18 protein-coding genes are annotated in these 17,932 nt (G+C 50.9%); 7 read left to right on the top strand and 11 right to left on the bottom strand.

Annotated elements, in window-relative coordinates; translation table 11 throughout:
• Positions 1–223: 223 nt before the first annotated feature.
• Complete coding sequence (locus OMP95_RS07830) at positions 224–1,810, top strand: BCCT family transporter (protein ID WP_266327617.1); 1,587 nt, start codon at positions 224–226, stop codon at positions 1,808–1,810.
• A 516-nt stretch (positions 1,811–2,326) separates the two neighbouring features.
• Here OMP95_RS07830 and OMP95_RS07825 read toward each other — a convergent pair.
• The 5 genes from OMP95_RS07825 to OMP95_RS07805 all read right to left on the bottom strand — a co-directional run bounded on the left by OMP95_RS07825 (position 2,327) and on the right by OMP95_RS07805 (position 5,755).
• Complete coding sequence (locus OMP95_RS07825) at positions 2,327–3,127, bottom strand: quinoprotein dehydrogenase-associated SoxYZ-like carrier (protein WP_266327619.1); 801 nt, start codon at positions 3,125–3,127, stop codon at positions 2,327–2,329.
• A gap of 11 nt (positions 3,128–3,138) precedes the next feature.
• A complete protein-coding gene (locus tag OMP95_RS07820) occupies positions 3,139–4,092 on the bottom strand; it encodes a quinoprotein relay system zinc metallohydrolase 2 (protein WP_266327621.1) in 954 nt (317 codons plus the stop codon).
• A 45-nt stretch (positions 4,093–4,137) separates the two neighbouring features.
• The gene (locus OMP95_RS07815) at positions 4,138–4,404 is read right to left on the bottom strand and encodes a DUF4242 domain-containing protein (RefSeq protein ID WP_266327623.1); all 267 of its coding nucleotides are present in this window, start codon (positions 4,402–4,404) and stop codon (positions 4,138–4,140) included.
• Between the two features lie 74 nt (positions 4,405–4,478).
• Positions 4,479–5,069 carry a TetR/AcrR family transcriptional regulator gene (locus tag OMP95_RS07810; protein ID WP_266327625.1) on the bottom strand — a complete coding sequence of 197 codons (591 nt, stop codon included), beginning with the start codon at positions 5,067–5,069 and terminating at the stop codon, positions 4,479–4,481.
• 344 nt (positions 5,070–5,413) lie between these two features.
• Positions 5,414–5,755 (bottom strand): winged helix-turn-helix transcriptional regulator, encoded by a 342-nt coding sequence (locus OMP95_RS07805; RefSeq protein WP_266327627.1) that lies wholly within the window; start codon positions 5,753–5,755, stop codon positions 5,414–5,416.
• Between the two features lie 110 nt (positions 5,756–5,865).
• Between OMP95_RS07805 and OMP95_RS07800 the strand changes: the two genes are divergently transcribed.
• A complete protein-coding gene (locus OMP95_RS07800) occupies positions 5,866–6,633 on the top strand; it encodes an SDR family NAD(P)-dependent oxidoreductase (protein WP_266327629.1) in 768 nt (255 codons plus the stop codon).
• Positions 6,634–6,862: 229 nt separating this feature from the next.
• On the top strand, positions 6,863–7,183 hold the full coding sequence (locus tag OMP95_RS07795; protein ID WP_266327631.1) for a YdhR family protein: 321 nt from the start codon (positions 6,863–6,865) through the stop codon (positions 7,181–7,183).
• A gap of 271 nt (positions 7,184–7,454) precedes the next feature.
• On the opposite strand, the gene OMP95_RS07790 is transcribed toward OMP95_RS07795, so the two are convergent.
• The 4 genes from OMP95_RS07790 to OMP95_RS07775 are packed head-to-tail and all read right to left on the bottom strand — an operon-like array spanning position 7,455 to position 11,728.
• Positions 7,455–8,573, bottom strand: a complete 1,119-nt coding sequence (locus tag OMP95_RS07790; RefSeq protein ID WP_266327633.1) for a hybrid-cluster NAD(P)-dependent oxidoreductase — start codon at positions 8,571–8,573, stop codon at positions 7,455–7,457.
• On the bottom strand, positions 8,573–9,856 hold the full coding sequence (locus tag OMP95_RS07785) for an aromatic ring-hydroxylating oxygenase subunit alpha (protein WP_266327635.1): 1,284 nt from the start codon (positions 9,854–9,856) through the stop codon (positions 8,573–8,575). The genes OMP95_RS07790 and OMP95_RS07785 overlap by 1 nt, the downstream gene beginning before the upstream one ends.
• A gap of 19 nt (positions 9,857–9,875) precedes the next feature.
• Positions 9,876–10,637 (bottom strand): hypothetical protein, encoded by a 762-nt coding sequence (locus OMP95_RS07780; protein WP_266327637.1) that lies wholly within the window; start codon positions 10,635–10,637, stop codon positions 9,876–9,878.
• A complete protein-coding gene (locus OMP95_RS07775; protein ID WP_266327639.1) occupies positions 10,634–11,728 on the bottom strand; it encodes an electron transfer flavoprotein subunit alpha/FixB family protein in 1,095 nt (364 codons plus the stop codon). The genes OMP95_RS07780 and OMP95_RS07775 overlap by 4 nt, the downstream gene beginning before the upstream one ends.
• Before the next feature lie 235 nt (positions 11,729–11,963).
• On the opposite strand from OMP95_RS07775, the gene OMP95_RS07770 reads away from it, so the two are divergent.
• Genes OMP95_RS07770 through OMP95_RS07755 form a run of 4 tightly spaced genes read left to right on the top strand, consistent with a single transcriptional unit; the run spans position 11,964 to position 16,237 of the window.
• Positions 11,964–13,058, top strand: coding sequence for an electron transfer flavoprotein subunit alpha/FixB family protein (locus OMP95_RS07770; RefSeq protein WP_266327639.1), 1,095 nt, complete (start codon positions 11,964–11,966; stop codon positions 13,056–13,058).
• Positions 13,055–13,816 (top strand): hypothetical protein, encoded by a 762-nt coding sequence (locus OMP95_RS07765; protein ID WP_266327637.1) that lies wholly within the window; start codon positions 13,055–13,057, stop codon positions 13,814–13,816. Before OMP95_RS07770 ends, OMP95_RS07765 begins: the two co-directional genes overlap by 4 nt.
• 19 nt (positions 13,817–13,835) lie before the next feature.
• Complete coding sequence (locus OMP95_RS07760; protein WP_266327635.1) at positions 13,836–15,119, top strand: aromatic ring-hydroxylating oxygenase subunit alpha; 1,284 nt, start codon at positions 13,836–13,838, stop codon at positions 15,117–15,119.
• A complete protein-coding gene (locus OMP95_RS07755) occupies positions 15,119–16,237 on the top strand; it encodes a hybrid-cluster NAD(P)-dependent oxidoreductase (protein WP_266327633.1) in 1,119 nt (372 codons plus the stop codon). The genes OMP95_RS07760 and OMP95_RS07755 overlap by 1 nt, the downstream gene beginning before the upstream one ends.
• A 271-nt stretch (positions 16,238–16,508) precedes the next feature.
• Here the strand turns inward: OMP95_RS07755 and OMP95_RS07750 are convergent, their stop codons facing one another.
• Together OMP95_RS07750 and OMP95_RS07745 are read right to left on the bottom strand one after the other, a co-directional pair.
• The gene (locus OMP95_RS07750; protein ID WP_266327631.1) at positions 16,509–16,829 is read right to left on the bottom strand and encodes a YdhR family protein; all 321 of its coding nucleotides are present in this window, start codon (positions 16,827–16,829) and stop codon (positions 16,509–16,511) included.
• Positions 16,830–17,058: 229 nt separating this feature from the next.
• Complete coding sequence (locus OMP95_RS07745) at positions 17,059–17,826, bottom strand: SDR family NAD(P)-dependent oxidoreductase (RefSeq protein ID WP_266327629.1); 768 nt, start codon at positions 17,824–17,826, stop codon at positions 17,059–17,061.
• Between the last annotated feature and the right edge of the window lie 106 nt (positions 17,827–17,932).

The following is a 17,932-nucleotide window of genomic DNA, read 5'->3' as shown; positions in this document are numbered from 1 at the left end:
TTTGTAGCAAGGAAAAGTCCGGTTGGGGTCAGTTTCTCCGCGTTTCCGAGGCGAATAGTCGCTCTCTTTAAACGAGGGAACGCGGAGAAAATGGCCCAATCCGGCTGTGCAGCAGCAGAACATTTTGTCCCTGACAGACTGCTATTAGCACATTTTGTCGCGGTTCGGAATCCTCCGGCGAACGGCCTATATCAATATAATAAATACAGAAGGAGAGACCTCAATGAGCGTCAGTGAAACCACTACTCTGGAACCAGGAGTAGACAACAAACAACTATGGGGGCTGGATTTCCATAATCCGGTCTTTCCAATTACCGCAGTCATGATCGTATTGTTCATCATTTACGCGCTGTTTGATCCGGCACGAGCCAGTGCGCAAATGGTCGCCGTACGCACCTGGAATATTGACCATTTCGCCTGGCTGTTCATGATCGCGGGCAATCTCTTTGTCGTGTTCTGTTTAGCACTCATCCTGCTGCCGGTAGGCAAAATCCGGCTGGGTGGCGCGAATACACGTCCTGAGCATTCAAGGGTATCCTGGTTCGCGATGTTGTTCGCGGCCGGCATGGGCATCGGCTTGATGTTCTGGAGCGTCGCTGAACCGGTGGCCTATTACACCGACTGGTACGGCACGCCCCTGAACGCCGCGGCAAGAACAGCAGAAGGCGCAACGGCAGCAATGGGCGCTACCATGTTCCACTGGGGTCTGCATCCGTGGGCGATCTACGGCATGGTGGCTGTTTCCATCGGCTTTTTCACCTTCAACCTGAGACAACCGCTGTCACTGCGTTCCGCCTTTTTTCCTCTAATCGGCTCGCGCGTACGTGGTTGGGCTGGGCACATCGTCGACACCATTGCGGTGCTGGCGACACTGTTCGGTCTTACAACCTCGCTCGGTCTCGGTGCAATGCAGGCTGCCGGTGGGCTTCACTTTCTCACCGGCATCGAGAACACCCTTGGCCTCCAGCTAGTGATTATCGCTGTCGTCACTGGTGTCGCATTGGTTTCCGTCTGGCGAGGTATTAATGCCGGGGTTAAAGTGCTCAGCAACGTCAATATGGTGATCGCTGCGGCGCTGCTGGTGTTTGTTGCCTTTGCCGGGGGCTTTATCGCGTTCTTGAAGGGACTGGGCACCACCTCCAGTGCTTATGCCGAGTATCTGCTGCCTTTGTCAAACTGGATCGGACGTGAAGATCAGACTTGGTTCAGTGGCTGGACAGTGTTCTACTGGGCCTGGTGGATATCGTGGTCGCCTTTCGTCGGCGTCTTTATCGCGCGCATTTCGAAAGGACGCACCGTGCGCGAATTGCTGGCCGCGGTGCTGATCGTACCGACGCTGGTCACCATCGTGTGGATGACCGCCTTCGGCGGCAACGCGTTGGCCCAATCGGCCGCGGGCATCGGCGAACTGGCTAATGGCATCGGCGACGTGTCACTCGCCATGTTCCAGATGCTCCAGAACCTGCCGTTAAGCGCGCTCACCTCGACGCTGGCGATCATGCTCGTACTGATCTTCTTCGTCACTTCGGCCGACTCCGGTTCACTGGTGATCGATAGCATCACCGCTGGTGGTAAGACCGATGCCCCTCGTGGCCAAAAGTTAATGTGGGCCACAATGATCGGCGCTGTTGCCGCCATTCTGCTGTCGGCAGGTGGTAAAGACGCACTCAATGCCTTACAGGCTGCTTCAGTAGCCACGGGCCTACCCTTCACCATCGTATTGCTGCTGATGATGATCGGCCTTTACAAGGCGCTGCATCAAGAGCGCTATGCCAAGAGCGCTACAGCCGCGATAGCTGAAGAAGTGTGACAACGCCAGTACCGGTGGCATCACCTAGGTACAGCTAGTAATTAAGGGCCGCTATCTTTTCCCTTTTTAGTGAAGGACTAGGTAGCGGCCCTTTTTTATTGTGCGCGGATTCAACGTATAAATTCAGCAGGTGAGTTTATCCCGAGGGATACCTGATTCCGGCGTAAGGACACGCCTTAAATTAGATTATTGAGTGCTAAACCTAGACTGGATAACACTAAAATGAGATTTGCCGGATTTTTCCAATTCTGGCTGGACCTAATACGGGGTCAGGGTCAAACCACGGGCATTATTACTAAGCTGAGGTTGGATTAAAGACTGGGGGCAGGTCACCTTGTCTGTTTCAAACAGTCAGGACCATGAGAAGAGTCTGTGTGATCTAATAAGTTAGCTGTGCTGGTGTTCCGGTTCATAGCTGAAGCTCCTCAAAACTTGGTGGCGTGCTTAACCCGTCACCATGGATAACACAGAATGACGTTTCTGAATGGTTGATAAACTTTTGGTTTTGACTTTGATTTATATTGTTTTATCTGAAGTGTAAGTAGCTTCTTTACTATCAATGATTATCGCTTTCAAAACCCCTGGTCCATTAGGCTTGAACGTAAAATGCACACTAGGATCTTCACTGAAAGAAATACCCATATCTACACTAAATAAAGACTGTTCAGCATAATTTACGGACATTGTTTTTACATAATGTGCAGGAATATAACGTCTGGTCTGTTGGTCGAACTGTAAGCCATTATAATTTGGGTGGCTGATCATAACCTGGACCGGAACTTCATGACCTATTTCAGGCTTACGCATTCTAATTTGCATTTTACCTAGACGTGACTTAACGGCTTCTGGGTCTTTTTGTACCGGTGCACTACAGCCACCTGATGCTTTCACAAAACGCGATACCATGTATAACGCACCGTCATTCATTTCAACAATAGCTCGGACATTAGAATATTTCTGAAAGCGCATGCGAAACGTCAAATTTACCTGCTCCATAGTTGGAGTAAGATGAAAATTGGCGGAATAAGGATCTGGATTATCATCTATTAGAATGTGAATATTTTTAATATAACTTTCCGCTGTCTGAGGTTTAAGTGATTTAAGCGTCAGCGGCACGATCGCAGCATCTTCTGCACGCGATGGTGCATCCAAAATCAGCCAATCATCTGCATCGGTTAAGATCGTTTTATTCTCAAAATATATCTCTTTAAGAACTGGCCACATCTCTTCTTTTTCTGTTTCAGCGTGAGCTGTATTTAAAAGAAGTAATGCAATTGGTATCGCCAAAAATAAGCTACGTAAATAATAGTTAAACATGTTAATTCTCCTTATTCCCATTCCAACTCGGTAAATGCAGACGTGATATTGCGTTTGTGATATTCATCAAACATCAGCCATTTATTTTTTTCGCTCACGCCAACATTTTCAGTTGCCTGATTGATGGTGCCCATATCATTGATAATCTCTCGAACTTGTTGACGAATCAGGATGAAGTAATCCTTTTCCGTTTCCAGCGCTGCTTTCCAGTCTTGATGAAGTACCGGGCCGTGGCCAGGGATTACAGTTGTGATATCCATTCCCTTCAATTCCTCTATTGCATCCAGCCAGCCATTAATACTTCCATCCAGTGCTGGAATACGCTCAACAAAAAGCAAATCACCTGTCCACATCGTTTTGGTATTGTTGTCCAGAACCACCAAATCGTTATCGGTATGGGCTGTGGGGAAAGCAATAAGTGTCAGTTTTCGCTCCCCTAAATCGATAATCTGAGACACGCCAACATTGACTAATTGGGTAGGTGCAATAAACTCAGCATTCCCGTATACATCACCAAGAATTTCCTTGAACCTGGTTTCATAGAAATTGCCTCTTGCGGCGATAGCTGCAGGTAATTTGGCACTGCCGACAAAAGTGGTTTGGGGGTTTCCGAATACAGCATTTCCCAGAACATGGTCAGGATGAACATGCGTGTTGATGACATAGCAAATCGGTAAATCACTCTGTTTTCTGATTGCTGCAAGTAATGATTTTCCTTCGAGATAACTACCACCGGTGTCGATTACTGCAATGCAATCATTGCCTATAATAAAACCGACATTGGCAATTTTGCCTTGGTTTGTCTCAGTGGCATCCTCATGTATTCCTTCATGGAAAAAAACACCTTCGGACACCTCATTCACCACATAACCATTACCAGCATATGTTATTTGCGCCGTCACACTCACCATCAATAAGCAGTATTTCACAAACAATTTCACAGGATTTTTAGTTAGGTAAGGCATCGTCACCCTCCTTCTTTTCAGCCATTTTGAACACAAATGCTCGTGTTAAAACATTGGCTTCAAGATTTGTTTGACTTCAGAGATACTATTAGCTGGGAAACCACCTTTTTCGGCATGTTCTCTAATCGTATCGGCATCTGGTGCACGATAAATACAATAGATTTTATCGTCGGTTACATAGCTCTCAACCCATTCGATTCTAGGGCCCATATCTTTTAATACGCAGCAAGATGTCTCTGTAATCTGGTCATATTCTTCTTGTGTCAATTTACCTGCACCAGAAATTTCTCGTTCTATTACAAACTTTTTCATTATTGATCTCCTTGTATATAAGCGACCGGTCGTCTTTATTTTGGTTCTAAAAAAAAGCCTTTTGGCTTTTGTTGTTAATTAGTGATGTAGTGATCCAGAAGCTCTGTAGAAAATCGCTGCAACGGGATGATTGATTGTTCAATTTTCATATGGAGTAATGCTCCCTGCCAGGCATCGAAAAGCAACCTTGCCATGGTTGCAGGAGAAATATCGGTACGAACAATTCCTTGTTGCTGTGCTGATAGCAGCCCCTGTTCCAATAATGTGCAATATTGATTAATTGCGGCTTTCAAAGCTTGACGACAGACATCACTAACACCACCGATCTCGCCCATCAAATCGCCCAGTAAACAGCCTCCTTTGAAATCGGAATTTTCCAACTCTTGTGTCAAGGAATCAAAATAAGCTTTGATCGCTGCTAAGCCATCAAGCTCAGAATTATTCAGGTAAGACTGTAACCGAGTTATGAATGGCTCAATATAATGCGTGATCGCCTCTGCCGTAAAATTCTCTTTACTCTCAAAATAACTATAAAAAGAACCTTTGGGCACATTCACCGTATCCAGCAGTAGTTTCACACCTGTGCCGTGATAACCGTGCATCATCATCAGCTGAATACCCTGATTGAGGATTTGTTCTCTTTTAAATTCTTTTAGATTTGCCATAGCGCTAAAATACGACCGGTCGCCTTTTAAGTCAAGTACATGATTGAAAGAAATTATGAATAGCCACTATTTAGTATTGAGAGTCTCTTTAAAAAGCGTCATCAACCAGCAGTGAGATATCTCATAGCCCCTAATTGGTGAAGCTTTATGCACAACAGCGTGCGATGAAACAGCAACAGACTCTGGAATCCTCAGGAAATCTGCCCGAGTTCTCCAGACATATATCCGTAGAAAATAAGTAGATTCAGGTTTAAATCTTCCTAACAATCTCATCAAACTAAAATAGCAGCTTACGTTTCTTAATGGCCTTGCGAATCACGCTGATAAGCGACTCAATTGCATTGTTATATTCCACTTTCAATCTCGCTTTGGAGTTTTTCAAGCTCATCAAGAATACGAAGAAATTTGGTGCCGAACTCGGTTACTTTATATTCAACACGGGGTGGCGTTTCGTTGTAGTTAACACGTTCCAAAATACCAAATTCTGCATTCTTTCTTAGGCATTCATTGAGCACTTTGGTAGTTAAACCCTCCACGTTGCGAACCATTGCTCCAGGCCGGTTGATGCCATTCGCCAGAAGTTGATAAACCGTGAGCGACCACTTACAACCGTAAATAGTCTCAACCATACGGGCACTTTTCTCGGGGGCTGATTTCCTCAAAAATATTTTTCCCTTTGCTTTCATCAATATGTACCAATAAGTACCTACCGCACCAAATTGTGCCTAATTTTCAATAGCCTACGAATTTCATAATCTATGTCAACACCTTAATATCTACCTGTGGAGGTAATCAGATGGAAAACATGACCAGTCCTTTGGCCTTGATCGTAGGCGGCTCTAGTGGAATGGGTTTAGCGACTGCAAAGCAGTTGCTCAAACGCGGCATTCATACGCTAATTATTGGCAGCTCATCTTCGAAATTGGAAGCTGCTAAGAATGATCTTTTTGGAATGGGCCACATTAAAACACTCCAGACAAACCTGTACGAAGCCAGCGACGTTCAACGCATAATTGATTTTGTGGCAAATAACGACCGCCATATTAAATATTTTGTAAATGCAGCGGGCAAATTCAAACCAACACCATTCCTTGAACATGAGAGCAAGGATTACGACGCTTACATGGAGCTAAACCGTGCTGCATTCTTCATCTCTCAAGCTGTAGCCAAAAACATGGTATCAAATGGTGGCGGTTCCATTGTGCATGTTGGCTCAATGTGGGCAAAGCAAGCCATCAAAGCCACGCCCTCATCAGCGTATTCCATGGCTAAAGCTGGCTTACATGCATTAACGCAACATATGGCAATGGAATTGGCTGATAAGAATATTCGTGTCAATGCCGTTTCACCTGCGGTTGTGAAGACCCCTATTTACGAATCCTTTATTGAACCGAGTGAAATCGATGAAACCCTTGCCACATTTGATAGCTTCCATCCGATTGGAAGGATCGGCACTTCCGAAGATGTTGCCAATGCGATTAGCTTCTTGCTCAGCAGTGATGCAAGCTGGGTAACAGGTGCCATTTGGGATGTGGATGGTGGTGTAATCGCTGGCCGAAACTAACTCCCTTGGTCGGAACGAACTGAAAAGATTTGTGAAACATTTTCCTAGCTCCACTGAATGTCCTGAATTTCTGCTGACTCTGAAAGTACCGCAGAAAACATCAAGCAGTGGAGTCATCATCTCAACGAAAAATGAGCGAAAAATGTTGGGGCAGAGGAATAATTCAAATACATTCTATGATGATTGTAAATTTTTACTCTGCCCCAAATAGCTAAACAAGGAGCCTACTATGACCCTGCCAAGCCGTGTGTTTCTCTATGTCGAGCTTCAATTATCCGCACCTTTCACCGAGGATCTGTGGCGGGAGATCAATCAAGCTATGCATACGGTAGCGGGAATGCGAAGCAAAACCTGGTTGAGCGGCATCAACAACTATTCCGTCGGCGGTTTCTACGAGTTTGACTCTGTTCAGAACGCCCGTGCCTACGCCGAAGGCATGTTGGCCGACTTTGCCAAGGCTGCAGACGCCAGCCTCAGCGTCAAGCTGTTTGATGGCGATGTAGTAGCCGAGGCGAGCAAAGACATGAATTCGCCCTACTTCGCCACCTGACAGATACGTCGGCCTAACTGGCGTAAGGTACTCCCGGTTGCGTGGACTCAACGAGGCCACGCATTTCGTTGAGGGTCATGAGGTACTACCGCATCGGAACACCGGGTCTTCTGGTGCGTTTCATCTGGATCAGCTCTCTATATGTTTTCTAACTATAAAGGATGTCTACTTTTCTTGGGTGACCTGAAATAAAAAGTGAAATTAAAAGCGCGGAGATTGATTGGGCAATCAACCTCCGCGGTTTTAATGCAAGGGGCCGGGTGAGGCAGAACTACCTTTCAACCACCAGGTTTCCCAACGGTTTAGAGCAGCAGGGCAAAAACAGGCCCTGATCGATTTCGCGCTGGCGAATGCCACCTCCGTGTTTTATCTCCACTTGACCAGAAATCAGCCTGCTTTTGCAGGTGCCACACAAACCTTTGCTGCAAGATGATGGCAGCCTCAGTCCGGCTGCACGTGCAGCATCGAGAACAAATTGATCCGGGCCGCATTGCACGGTGATGCCGCTTTTTGTCAGTTCTACTGAGAAGGTATCCGGGTTTGTTGTATCGTCACCGTTGCCAGTGCTTACATTGATCATTGTCTCGGCTTGAACTTCCGCTGGAAGCTCATCAAAGGTGAAGCTTTCCTCGTGGTAATGGCGCATATCAAACCCTGCTCCTGCGAGCATATCACGCACGGCAGCCATGTATGGTGGCGGGCCACAGGTAAACACTTCTCGCGCCATAAAGTCTGGCGCAATGGCTTGCAGAGCTTCCAGAGTCAGGAATCCGCTGGATATGCGTTGGCCAGGATCCGGATCCGCCTTTTGGCATATAAAAGCCGGGCGGAACTGCGCCTGGTTGAACGCCATTAAATCCAGTTCATGGCGAAAAATAATGTCGTCGGACGTGCGTGCGCTGTGCACAAATACAATATCGTGGTCTTCCGCCAGTTCATGAAAACTACGTGCCATCGACATCAGCGGCGTAATGCCGGATCCGCCAGACAAGAACAAGTATTGACTGGCCGGATGATGGACACAACTGAACTCACCTGCAGGGCCCAGTACCTGAACGCTGCGACCGATCTGCATATGGTCATGCAGCCAGTTGGAAACCAGTCCACCAGGTTGACGTTTGACCGTTATTGAGATCACATCCGGTCGAGTCGGTGATGATGAAATCGTGTAGCTTCGATGGATGGTTTCACCGTCGATATCCAGTTCCAGCGTGATGAACTGCCCTGGCAGGAAGCGGAACAAACCTGGTTGCAGCGGACGGAAAAAGAAGCTTTTAACATCGTGTGTTTCCTGCCTTACCTGGCAACAGACGAGCGTGCCCTCTTCATCACTGTCCCATCTGGATGGTTCGCTTTCCCAATAAAGTGCTGTGTTTTGGCTTTTTTGCATTATCGACATACCTTGATCGGTGCTTCCATAGGCGCTTCAACATTAGGCAGTTCGGCCTCCAGCCGCTGGATGTACCAGTTGGTGAATTTTTCAACCAGCTCTTCGGTGTAGGGCGAGTAGGGGCCCGGCTCATACCATTCGCTGCTCACGCCACGATGGGTACGCTCAACCAGTGTGGAATCCTGCTTGTTGGTGGCACGCCAGACTTCGCTGAGTTGCTTGAGATCGTAATCCACGCCTTCCACCGCGTCCTTGTGTACCAGCCATTTGGTGCGTAGCAGGGTGTGCTCGGCATCCACTGGCAATACGCTGAAGGTGACGATGTGGTCACTCATAAAGTGGTGCCAGGAGTTGGGCTGGGTCCAGAACGACAGGCCGCCCAGATTGCGGTTGGTGAGATCGCCCAGCAGTTTTTGGCAGGCGACTTTGCTGTCCATGGTTTGTGATTCACCGGCTTTGTCCAGCGGCAGGCGCTGGGTGCGGTAGGCAGTGGCACGACCATCGAGCAGGTCAATTTCTGTTGAGGGCAGGCCGCAGGCTTCCCAGCGGGCACCTTCGCTGACGATTAAATCCTGGAATTCCTGCACCTTGTCCGCGTTTTCGTGCGAGGGTTGGTAGCCAAAGCCATACTCATACATTGAGACCGTCAATTCAGGATGGTTGGCCATGCAGTGGTAGCACTCGCGATTGTTTTCCATCGTGAGTTTCCAGTTACCTTCTTCGATGACCTCCTCCTGCCACACCACCTTGCAGTCGGTAAGACGGTGCGGTGTGATGTACGGCTCCATGGCGGCGCGCATTTCTTCAAAATCGCCCGGCGGCTCGTCAGCAAGACAAATAAAGATCAGTCCAGCCACGGATCTCACATGTACCGGCTTGAGATTGTGCTGACTCTGGTCAAATGTTTCGCCCATATGCTCGTTATAGATGAGCTTGCCGGAGAGGTCGTAGGTCCATTGATGGTATGGGCAAACCAGATTACCGACACTGCCTTTGAAATCATCACACAACTGTGAGCCACGATGGCGGCAGACATTGTGAAAGGCTTGGATCGCCATATCATCGTCACGCACGATAATTATCGAGTTATGACCGACCTCTACGCGCACATAATCACCGGGTTCCGGGATATCCGGCTCGACCGCGACATAAATCCAGTGACGGCTGAAAATGGCGGCGATGTCCAGATCGAAGATTTCCTGACTGCGATAAAACGGCGCCTCCAGGGTATAGCCTTTACGGCGCTCGCTAATCAGTCTGCGAATTTCCTTTGATGGGTTCATGAGCTGTCCTCTAAATTTTCTAGAAGTTGATGAGATGATGTTCACGCAAATAAGTGAGGATGACTTGTGCTTTTTCGACAGAATTTCCCTCATTTACGACAAGCCCACCTTTGCTTTCGCTGACGATGGCGGATAGCAGTCGGGCGTGACCGGTTTTTTTATCCTTTGCTTTGAGTTTGGTGGTGGTAAGGCGGGCGGGCTGGCGCTGCCATGGCCTTGCCTGGCTTTCTACTACCGGCATGGGGGAGCGCTGGCTGATGCTGCCTTGCTGCCGTCGCGCATAGGCATAGCTCAGTTCTACCGGCGCCAGTGGATGCACGGCGATGATGGCGGGGCTGTTGACCGCCAGCCGTCGCCTTTTGCCTTTGGGTAAAAACTGCAATACCTCAATACCATGGGTGGTTTTATGGATTTCCAGCACGTTGGCTATTATTGGGCGATCCAAGCTTGCGGCCAGCAGATAAGGCAGCAAGCCGCTGTCTTCGCCGCCTTCCGCGCGGGTGCCGGTCAGGACCAAATCCGCGTCGAACACGGCATCGGCAAGATTGTCCACGATATCCACCTCGGCAACGTTCGGGATCACTTCGATGTGTTCCGCGCCTAGTGCCAGATAGTCGTGCAAGGCGGGATTGTCGGGGTCGCCGACGTGCAACACTTTGAGCTTGCTGGTTAATGCCTGCGCCAGGGTGAGCGCTACGCTGTCATTGCGGCTGTGGCAGGGTTGCCCGCTGAAGGGGTGACGGCTGGCTGAGACCAGTACGGTGATGTTTTTAATATTCATGACTGCGCCTGCTTCACTTCCTCAACAAGCCGTATCAAGCCCTGCATCACCTCTTCAGCATCCCCAATCACCGACAGGTTGGCGCGCGCCACCATGGGGGCGCTGGCGTCGCGGTTGATAGCGATGACATGACGGCAGGCTTTGATCCCCTGCAAATGCTGCACGGCGCCGGAGATGCCGATGGCGATGTAGGTGCTGGCGGTGACCGTTTTACCCGTTGCACCTATCTGTTTGCTGCGCGGGAATTTGCCATCGTCCACGGCGACACGACTGGCGCCGACGGCGGCATCCAGGGTTTGTGCCAGCGTCTCCAGCGTATCCACATGCTGCACGCCATTGCCAGCCGAAACGATGCGATCTGCTTCTTCCAACGCGATGTCGGCGGCTGCTATGGTTTGTACGCCCAGATCTTGACAAGCCGCACTGGTGTTGACACTGGCTTGCGGTGCCGCTTCACGCTTGGCCAGACCGGTAAACGGCAGTTTGCTGTCCACGCTGTCTTTGGCCAGCAGCACGATGTCCGGCAGTGCGCAGCTTGCCATTTGGCTGCCACCTTGCTGCAGGGTCGTTGCCTGTTTGGCATTCAGCTCGACCACATGGGTGGCGGCGCTGAATGTGTTGCTGGCAATCAACCTGCGACCGAGATCACCGTCGCCATAAGCGTTGTCCGGCATGAAGATGCGCACAGGGTGCAGATCAGCGATAACGGCGTTGACGCAAGCCAGTTCCGCCTCCGGCTGAAAGTGCTCACAGCTTAAGTGCTCCGCCACCAGCACCCGGTCGGCACCAGCTTCGCTCAGGTCTTCACGCAGTTCGCCCAGCACCAGCACGGCAACCGCCGTGTTGGCAGCGGCGAGTATGGCGGCAGCGGCCAGCGCTTCGCGAGCATGATCATCCAGCGCGCCGCGATCACTGTGAGCAATCACCAACAGCCAGGTGCCCGGCTCGGCAGGTGTCCGTACCGGCTTGACGGTGGTATGCGTTGGCATGGCCTGATTTGGCGCAGCACCGTCGCCAATCGCGCCCAATACGATGCGGCGCAAGCCTTCAGTGGTGATGATCCACGGGCGGCGTGGGTTGATGCGTTTCAACCTGGAATCCTCAGTTGGACGTGCCCGAGTGTGCGGCTGGCGGGGTGTCTGGCAAGGCACGACGACGCGGCAGGGCCATCCCCTGCAAGGAGGAGTAACGCCGCCAGATGGCTCGCCAGCCGTGCAATCGGGTACGTAGCGCAGTCACCAGAAAGGGGAAGGTCATTAAACAGCAAAAGATCAGTATCCATCGCGTTTCTCAAAGCAAAATGAGCGGTCAACTGAGGATTCCAGGTTGAAACGCATCAACCCACGCCGCCCGTGGATCATCACCACTGAAGGCTTGCGCCGCATCGTATTGGGCGCGATTGGCGACGGTGCTGCGCCAAATCAGGCCATGCCAACGCATACCACCGTCAAGCCGGTACGGACACCTGCCGAGCCGGGCACCTGGCTGTTGGTGATTGCTCACAGTGATCGCGGCGCGCTGGATGATCATGCTCGCGAAGCGCTGGCCGCTGCCGCCATACTCGCCGCTGCCAACACGGCGGTTGCCGTGCTGGTGCTGGGCGAACTGCGTGAAGACCTGAGCGAAGCTGGTGCCGACCGGGTGCTGGTGGCGGAGCACTTAAGCTGTGAGCACTTTCAGCCGGAGGCGGAACTGGCTTGCGTCAACGCCGTTATCGCTGATCTGCACCCTGTGCGCATCTTCATGCCGGACAACGCTTATGGCGACGGTGATCTCGGTCGCAGGTTGATTGCCAGCAACACATTCAGCGCCGCCACCCATGTGGTCGAGCTGAATGCCAAACAGGCAACGACCCTGCAGCAAGGTGGCAGCCAAATGGCAAGCTGCGCACTGCCGGACATCGTGCTGCTGGCCAAAGACAGCGTGGACAGCAAACTGCCGTTTACCGGTCTGGCCAAGCGTGAAGCGGCACCGCAAGCCAGTGTCAACACCAGTGCGGCTTGTCAAGATCTGGGCGTACAAACCATAGCAGCCGCCGACATCGCGTTGGAAGAAGCAGATCGCATCGTTTCGGCTGGCAATGGCGTGCAGCATGTGGATACGCTGGAGACGCTGGCACAAACCCTGGATGCCGCCGTCGGCGCCAGTCGTGTCGCCGTGGACGATGGCAAATTCCCGCGCAGCAAACAGATAGGTGCAACGGGTAAAACGGTCACCGCCAGCACCTACATCGCCATCGGCATCTCCGGCGCCGTGCAGCATTTGCAGGGGATCAAAGCCTGCCGTCATGTCATCGCTATCAACCGCGACGCCAGCGCCCCCATGGTGGCGCGCGCCAACCTGTCGGTGATTGGGGATGCTGAAGAGGTGATGCAGGGCTTGATACGGCTTGTTGAGGAAGTGAAGCAGGCGCAGTCATGAATATTAAAAACATCACCGTACTGGTCTCAGCCAGCCGTCACCCCTTCAGCGGGCAACCCTGCCACAGCCGCAATGACAGCGTAGCGCTCACCCTGGCGCAGGCATTAACCAGCAAGCTCAAAGTGTTGCACGTCGGCGACCCCGACAATCCCGCCTTGCACGACTATCTGGCACTAGGCGCGGAACACATCGAAGTGATCCCGAACGTTGCCGAGGTGGATATCGTGGACAATCTTGCCGATGCCGTGTTCGACGCGGATTTGGTCCTGACCGGCACCCGCGCGGAAGGCGGCGAAGACAGCGGCTTGCTGCCTTATCTGCTGGCCGCAAGCTTGGATCGCCCAATAATAGCCAACGTGCTGGAAATCCATAAAACCACCCATGGTATTGAGGTATTGCAGTTTTTACCCAAAGGCAAAAGGCGACGGCTGGCGGTCAACAGCCCCGCCATCATCGCCGTGCATCCACTGGCGCCGGTAGAACTGAGCTATGCCTATGCGCGACGGCAGCAAGGCAGCATCAGCCAGCGCTCCCCCATGCCGGTAGTAGAAAGCCAGGCAAGGCCATGGCAGCGCCAGCCCGCCCGCCTTACCACCACCAAACTCAAAGCAAAGGATAAAAAAACCGGTCACGCCCGACTGCTATCCGCCATCGTCAGCGAAAGCAAAGGTGGGCTTGTCGTAAATGAGGGAAATTCTGTCGAAAAAGCACAAGTCATCCTCACTTATTTGCGTGAACATCATCTCATCAACTTCTAGAAAATTTAGAGGACAGCTCATGAACCCATCAAAGGAAATTCGCAGACTGATTAGCGAGCGCCGTAAAGGCTATACCCTGGAGGCGCCGTTTTATCGCAGTCAGGAAATCTTCGATCTGGACATCGCCGCCATTTTCAGCCGTCACTGGATTTATGTCGCGGTCGAGCCGGATATCCCGGAACCCGGTGATTATGTGCGCGTAGAGGTCGGTCATAACTCGATAATTATCGTGCGTGACGATGATATGGCGATCCAAGCCTTTCACAATGTCTGCCGCCATCGTGGCTCACAGTTGTGTGATGATTTCAAAGGCAGTGTCGGTAATCTGGTTTGCCCATACCATCAATGGACCTACGACCTCTCCGGCAAGCTCATCTATAACGAGCATATGGGCGAAACATTTGACCAGAGTCAGCACAATCTCAAGCCGGTACATGTGAGATCCGTGGCTGGACTGATCTTTATTTGTCTTGCTGACGAGCCGCCGGGCGATTTTGAAGAAATGCGCGCCGCCATGGAGCCGTACATCACACCGCACCGTCTTACCGACTGCAAGGTGGTGTGGCAGGAGGAGGTCATCGAAGAAGGTAACTGGAAACTCACGATGGAAAACAATCGCGAGTGCTACCACTGCATGGCCAACCATCCTGAATTGACGGTCTCAATGTATGAGTATGGCTTTGGCTACCAACCCTCGCACGAAAACGCGGACAAGGTGCAGGAATTCCAGGATTTAATCGTCAGCGAAGGTGCCCGCTGGGAAGCCTGCGGCCTGCCCTCAACAGAAATTGACCTGCTCGATGGTCGTGCCACTGCCTACCGCACCCAGCGCCTGCCGCTGGACAAAGCCGGTGAATCACAAACCATGGACAGCAAAGTCGCCTGCCAAAAACTGCTGGGCGATCTCACCAACCGCAATCTGGGCGGCCTGTCGTTCTGGACCCAGCCCAACTCCTGGCACCACTTTATGAGTGACCACATCGTCACCTTCAGCGTATTGCCAGTGGATGCCGAGCACACCCTGCTACGCACCAAATGGCTGGTACACAAGGACGCGGTGGAAGGCGTGGATTACGATCTCAAGCAACTCAGCGAAGTCTGGCGTGCCACCAACAAGCAGGATTCCACACTGGTTGAGCGTACCCATCGTGGCGTGAGCAGCGAATGGTATGAGCCGGGCCCCTACTCGCCCTACACCGAAGAGCTGGTTGAAAAATTCACCAACTGGTACATCCAGCGGCTGGAGGCCGAACTGCCTAATGTTGAAGCGCCTATGGAAGCACCGATCAAGGTATGTCGATAATGCAAAAAAGCCAAAACACAGCACTTTATTGGGAAAGCGAACCATCCAGATGGGACAGTGATGAAGAGGGCACGCTCGTCTGTTGCCAGGTAAGGCAGGAAACACACGATGTTAAAAGCTTCTTTTTCCGTCCGCTGCAACCAGGTTTGTTCCGCTTCCTGCCAGGGCAGTTCATCACGCTGGAACTGGATATCGACGGTGAAACCATCCATCGAAGCTACACGATTTCATCATCACCGACTCGACCGGATGTGATCTCAATAACGGTCAAACGTCAACCTGGTGGACTGGTTTCCAACTGGCTGCATGACCATATGCAGATCGGTCGCAGCGTTCAGGTACTGGGCCCTGCAGGTGAGTTCAGTTGTGTCCATCATCCGGCCAGTCAATACTTGTTCTTGTCTGGCGGATCCGGCATTACGCCGCTGATGTCGATGGCACGTAGTTTTCATGAACTGGCGGAAGACCACGATATTGTATTTGTGCACAGCGCACGCACGTCCGACGACATTATTTTTCGCCATGAACTGGATTTAATGGCGTTCAACCAGGCGCAGTTCCGCCCGGCTTTTATATGCCAAAAGGCGGATCCGGATCCTGGCCAACGCATATCCAGCGGATTCCTGACTCTGGAAGCTCTGCAAGCCATTGCGCCAGACTTTATGGCGCGAGAAGTGTTTACCTGTGGCCCGCCACCATACATGGCTGCCGTGCGTGATATGCTCGCAGGAGCAGGGTTTGATATGCGCCATTACCACGAGGAAAGCTTCACCTTTGATGAGCTTCCAGCGGAAGTTCAAGCCGAGACAATGATCAATGTAAGCACTGGCAACGGTGACGATACAACAAACCCGGATACCTTCTCAGTAGAACTGACAAAAAGCGGCATCACCGTGCAATGCGGCCCGGATCAATTTGTTCTCGATGCTGCACGTGCAGCCGGACTGAGGCTGCCATCATCTTGCAGCAAAGGTTTGTGTGGCACCTGCAAAAGCAGGCTGATTTCTGGTCAAGTGGAGATAAAACACGGAGGTGGCATTCGCCAGCGCGAAATCGATCAGGGCCTGTTTTTGCCCTGCTGCTCTAAACCGTTGGGAAACCTGGTGGTTGAAAGGTAGTTCTGCCTCACCCGGCCCCTTGCATTAAAACCGCGGAGGTTGATTGCCCAATCAATCTCCGCGCTTTTAATTTCACTTTTTATTTCAGGTCACCCAAGAAAAGTAGACATCCTTTATAGTTAGAAAACATATAGAGAGCTGATCCAGATGAAACGCACCAGAAGACCCGGTGTTCCGATGCGGTAGTACCTCATGACCCTCAACGAAATGCGTGGCCTCGTTGAGTCCACGCAACCGGGAGTACCTTACGCCAGTTAGGCCGACGTATCTGTCAGGTGGCGAAGTAGGGCGAATTCATGTCTTTGCTCGCCTCGGCTACTACATCGCCATCAAACAGCTTGACGCTGAGGCTGGCGTCTGCAGCCTTGGCAAAGTCGGCCAACATGCCTTCGGCGTAGGCACGGGCGTTCTGAACAGAGTCAAACTCGTAGAAACCGCCGACGGAATAGTTGTTGATGCCGCTCAACCAGGTTTTGCTTCGCATTCCCGCTACCGTATGCATAGCTTGATTGATCTCCCGCCACAGATCCTCGGTGAAAGGTGCGGATAATTGAAGCTCGACATAGAGAAACACACGGCTTGGCAGGGTCATAGTAGGCTCCTTGTTTAGCTATTTGGGGCAGAGTAAAAATTTACAATCATCATAGAATGTATTTGAATTATTCCTCTGCCCCAACATTTTTCGCTCATTTTTCGTTGAGATGATGACTCCACTGCTTGATGTTTTCTGCGGTACTTTCAGAGTCAGCAGAAATTCAGGACATTCAGTGGAGCTAGGAAAATGTTTCACAAATCTTTTCAGTTCGTTCCGACCAAGGGAGTTAGTTTCGGCCAGCGATTACACCACCATCCACATCCCAAATGGCACCTGTTACCCAGCTTGCATCACTGCTGAGCAAGAAGCTAATCGCATTGGCAACATCTTCGGAAGTGCCGATCCTTCCAATCGGATGGAAGCTATCAAATGTGGCAAGGGTTTCATCGATTTCACTCGGTTCAATAAAGGATTCGTAAATAGGGGTCTTCACAACCGCAGGTGAAACGGCATTGACACGAATATTCTTATCAGCCAATTCCATTGCCATATGTTGCGTTAATGCATGTAAGCCAGCTTTAGCCATGGAATACGCTGATGAGGGCGTGGCTTTGATGGCTTGCTTTGCCCACATTGAGCCAACATGCACAATGGAACCGCCACCATTTGATACCATGTTTTTGGCTACAGCTTGAGAGATGAAGAATGCAGCACGGTTTAGCTCCATGTAAGCGTCGTAATCCTTGCTCTCATGTTCAAGGAATGGTGTTGGTTTGAATTTGCCCGCTGCATTTACAAAATATTTAATATGGCGGTCGTTATTTGCCACAAAATCAATTATGCGTTGAACGTCGCTGGCTTCGTACAGGTTTGTCTGGAGTGTTTTAATGTGGCCCATTCCAAAAAGATCATTCTTAGCAGCTTCCAATTTCGAAGATGAGCTGCCAATAATTAGCGTATGAATGCCGCGTTTGAGCAACTGCTTTGCAGTCGCTAAACCCATTCCACTAGAGCCGCCTACGATCAAGGCCAAAGGACTGGTCATGTTTTCCATCTGATTACCTCCACAGGTAGATATTAAGGTGTTGACATAGATTATGAAATTCGTAGGCTATTGAAAATTAGGCACAATTTGGTGCGGTAGGTACTTATTGGTACAT

Origin of the sequence: Methylophaga sp. OBS4 (assembly GCF_026319305.1) — a bacterium.
In the GTDB taxonomy this organism is placed as follows: domain Bacteria; phylum Pseudomonadota; class Gammaproteobacteria; order Nitrosococcales; family Methylophagaceae; genus Methylophaga.
Note: the sequence above shows the minus strand (reverse complement) of the source record. Positions and strands in the feature narration are given on the sequence as shown.

Coding starts and splice junctions, on each gene's coding strand:
- OMP95_RS07830 (WP_266327617.1), top strand. CDS start 224: ATGAGCGTCAGTGAAACCACTACTCTGGAACCAGGAGTAGACAACAAA.
- OMP95_RS07825 (WP_266327619.1), bottom strand. CDS start 3,127: ATGTTTAACTATTATTTACGTAGCTTATTTTTGGCGATACCAATTGCA.
- OMP95_RS07820 (WP_266327621.1), bottom strand. CDS start 4,092: ATGCCTTACCTAACTAAAAATCCTGTGAAATTGTTTGTGAAATACTGC.
- OMP95_RS07815 (WP_266327623.1), bottom strand. CDS start 4,404: ATGAAAAAGTTTGTAATAGAACGAGAAATTTCTGGTGCAGGTAAATTG.
- OMP95_RS07810 (WP_266327625.1), bottom strand. CDS start 5,069: ATGGCAAATCTAAAAGAATTTAAAAGAGAACAAATCCTCAATCAGGGT.
- OMP95_RS07805 (WP_266327627.1), bottom strand. CDS start 5,755: ATGAAAGCAAAGGGAAAAATATTTTTGAGGAAATCAGCCCCCGAGAAA.
- OMP95_RS07800 (WP_266327629.1), top strand. CDS start 5,866: ATGGAAAACATGACCAGTCCTTTGGCCTTGATCGTAGGCGGCTCTAGT.
- OMP95_RS07795 (WP_266327631.1), top strand. CDS start 6,863: ATGACCCTGCCAAGCCGTGTGTTTCTCTATGTCGAGCTTCAATTATCC.
- OMP95_RS07790 (WP_266327633.1), bottom strand. CDS start 8,573: ATGCAAAAAAGCCAAAACACAGCACTTTATTGGGAAAGCGAACCATCC.
- OMP95_RS07785 (WP_266327635.1), bottom strand. CDS start 9,856: ATGAACCCATCAAAGGAAATTCGCAGACTGATTAGCGAGCGCCGTAAA.
- OMP95_RS07780 (WP_266327637.1), bottom strand. CDS start 10,637: ATGAATATTAAAAACATCACCGTACTGGTCTCAGCCAGCCGTCACCCC.
- OMP95_RS07765 (WP_266327637.1), top strand. CDS start 13,055: ATGAATATTAAAAACATCACCGTACTGGTCTCAGCCAGCCGTCACCCC.
- OMP95_RS07760 (WP_266327635.1), top strand. CDS start 13,836: ATGAACCCATCAAAGGAAATTCGCAGACTGATTAGCGAGCGCCGTAAA.
- OMP95_RS07755 (WP_266327633.1), top strand. CDS start 15,119: ATGCAAAAAAGCCAAAACACAGCACTTTATTGGGAAAGCGAACCATCC.
- OMP95_RS07750 (WP_266327631.1), bottom strand. CDS start 16,829: ATGACCCTGCCAAGCCGTGTGTTTCTCTATGTCGAGCTTCAATTATCC.
- OMP95_RS07745 (WP_266327629.1), bottom strand. CDS start 17,826: ATGGAAAACATGACCAGTCCTTTGGCCTTGATCGTAGGCGGCTCTAGT.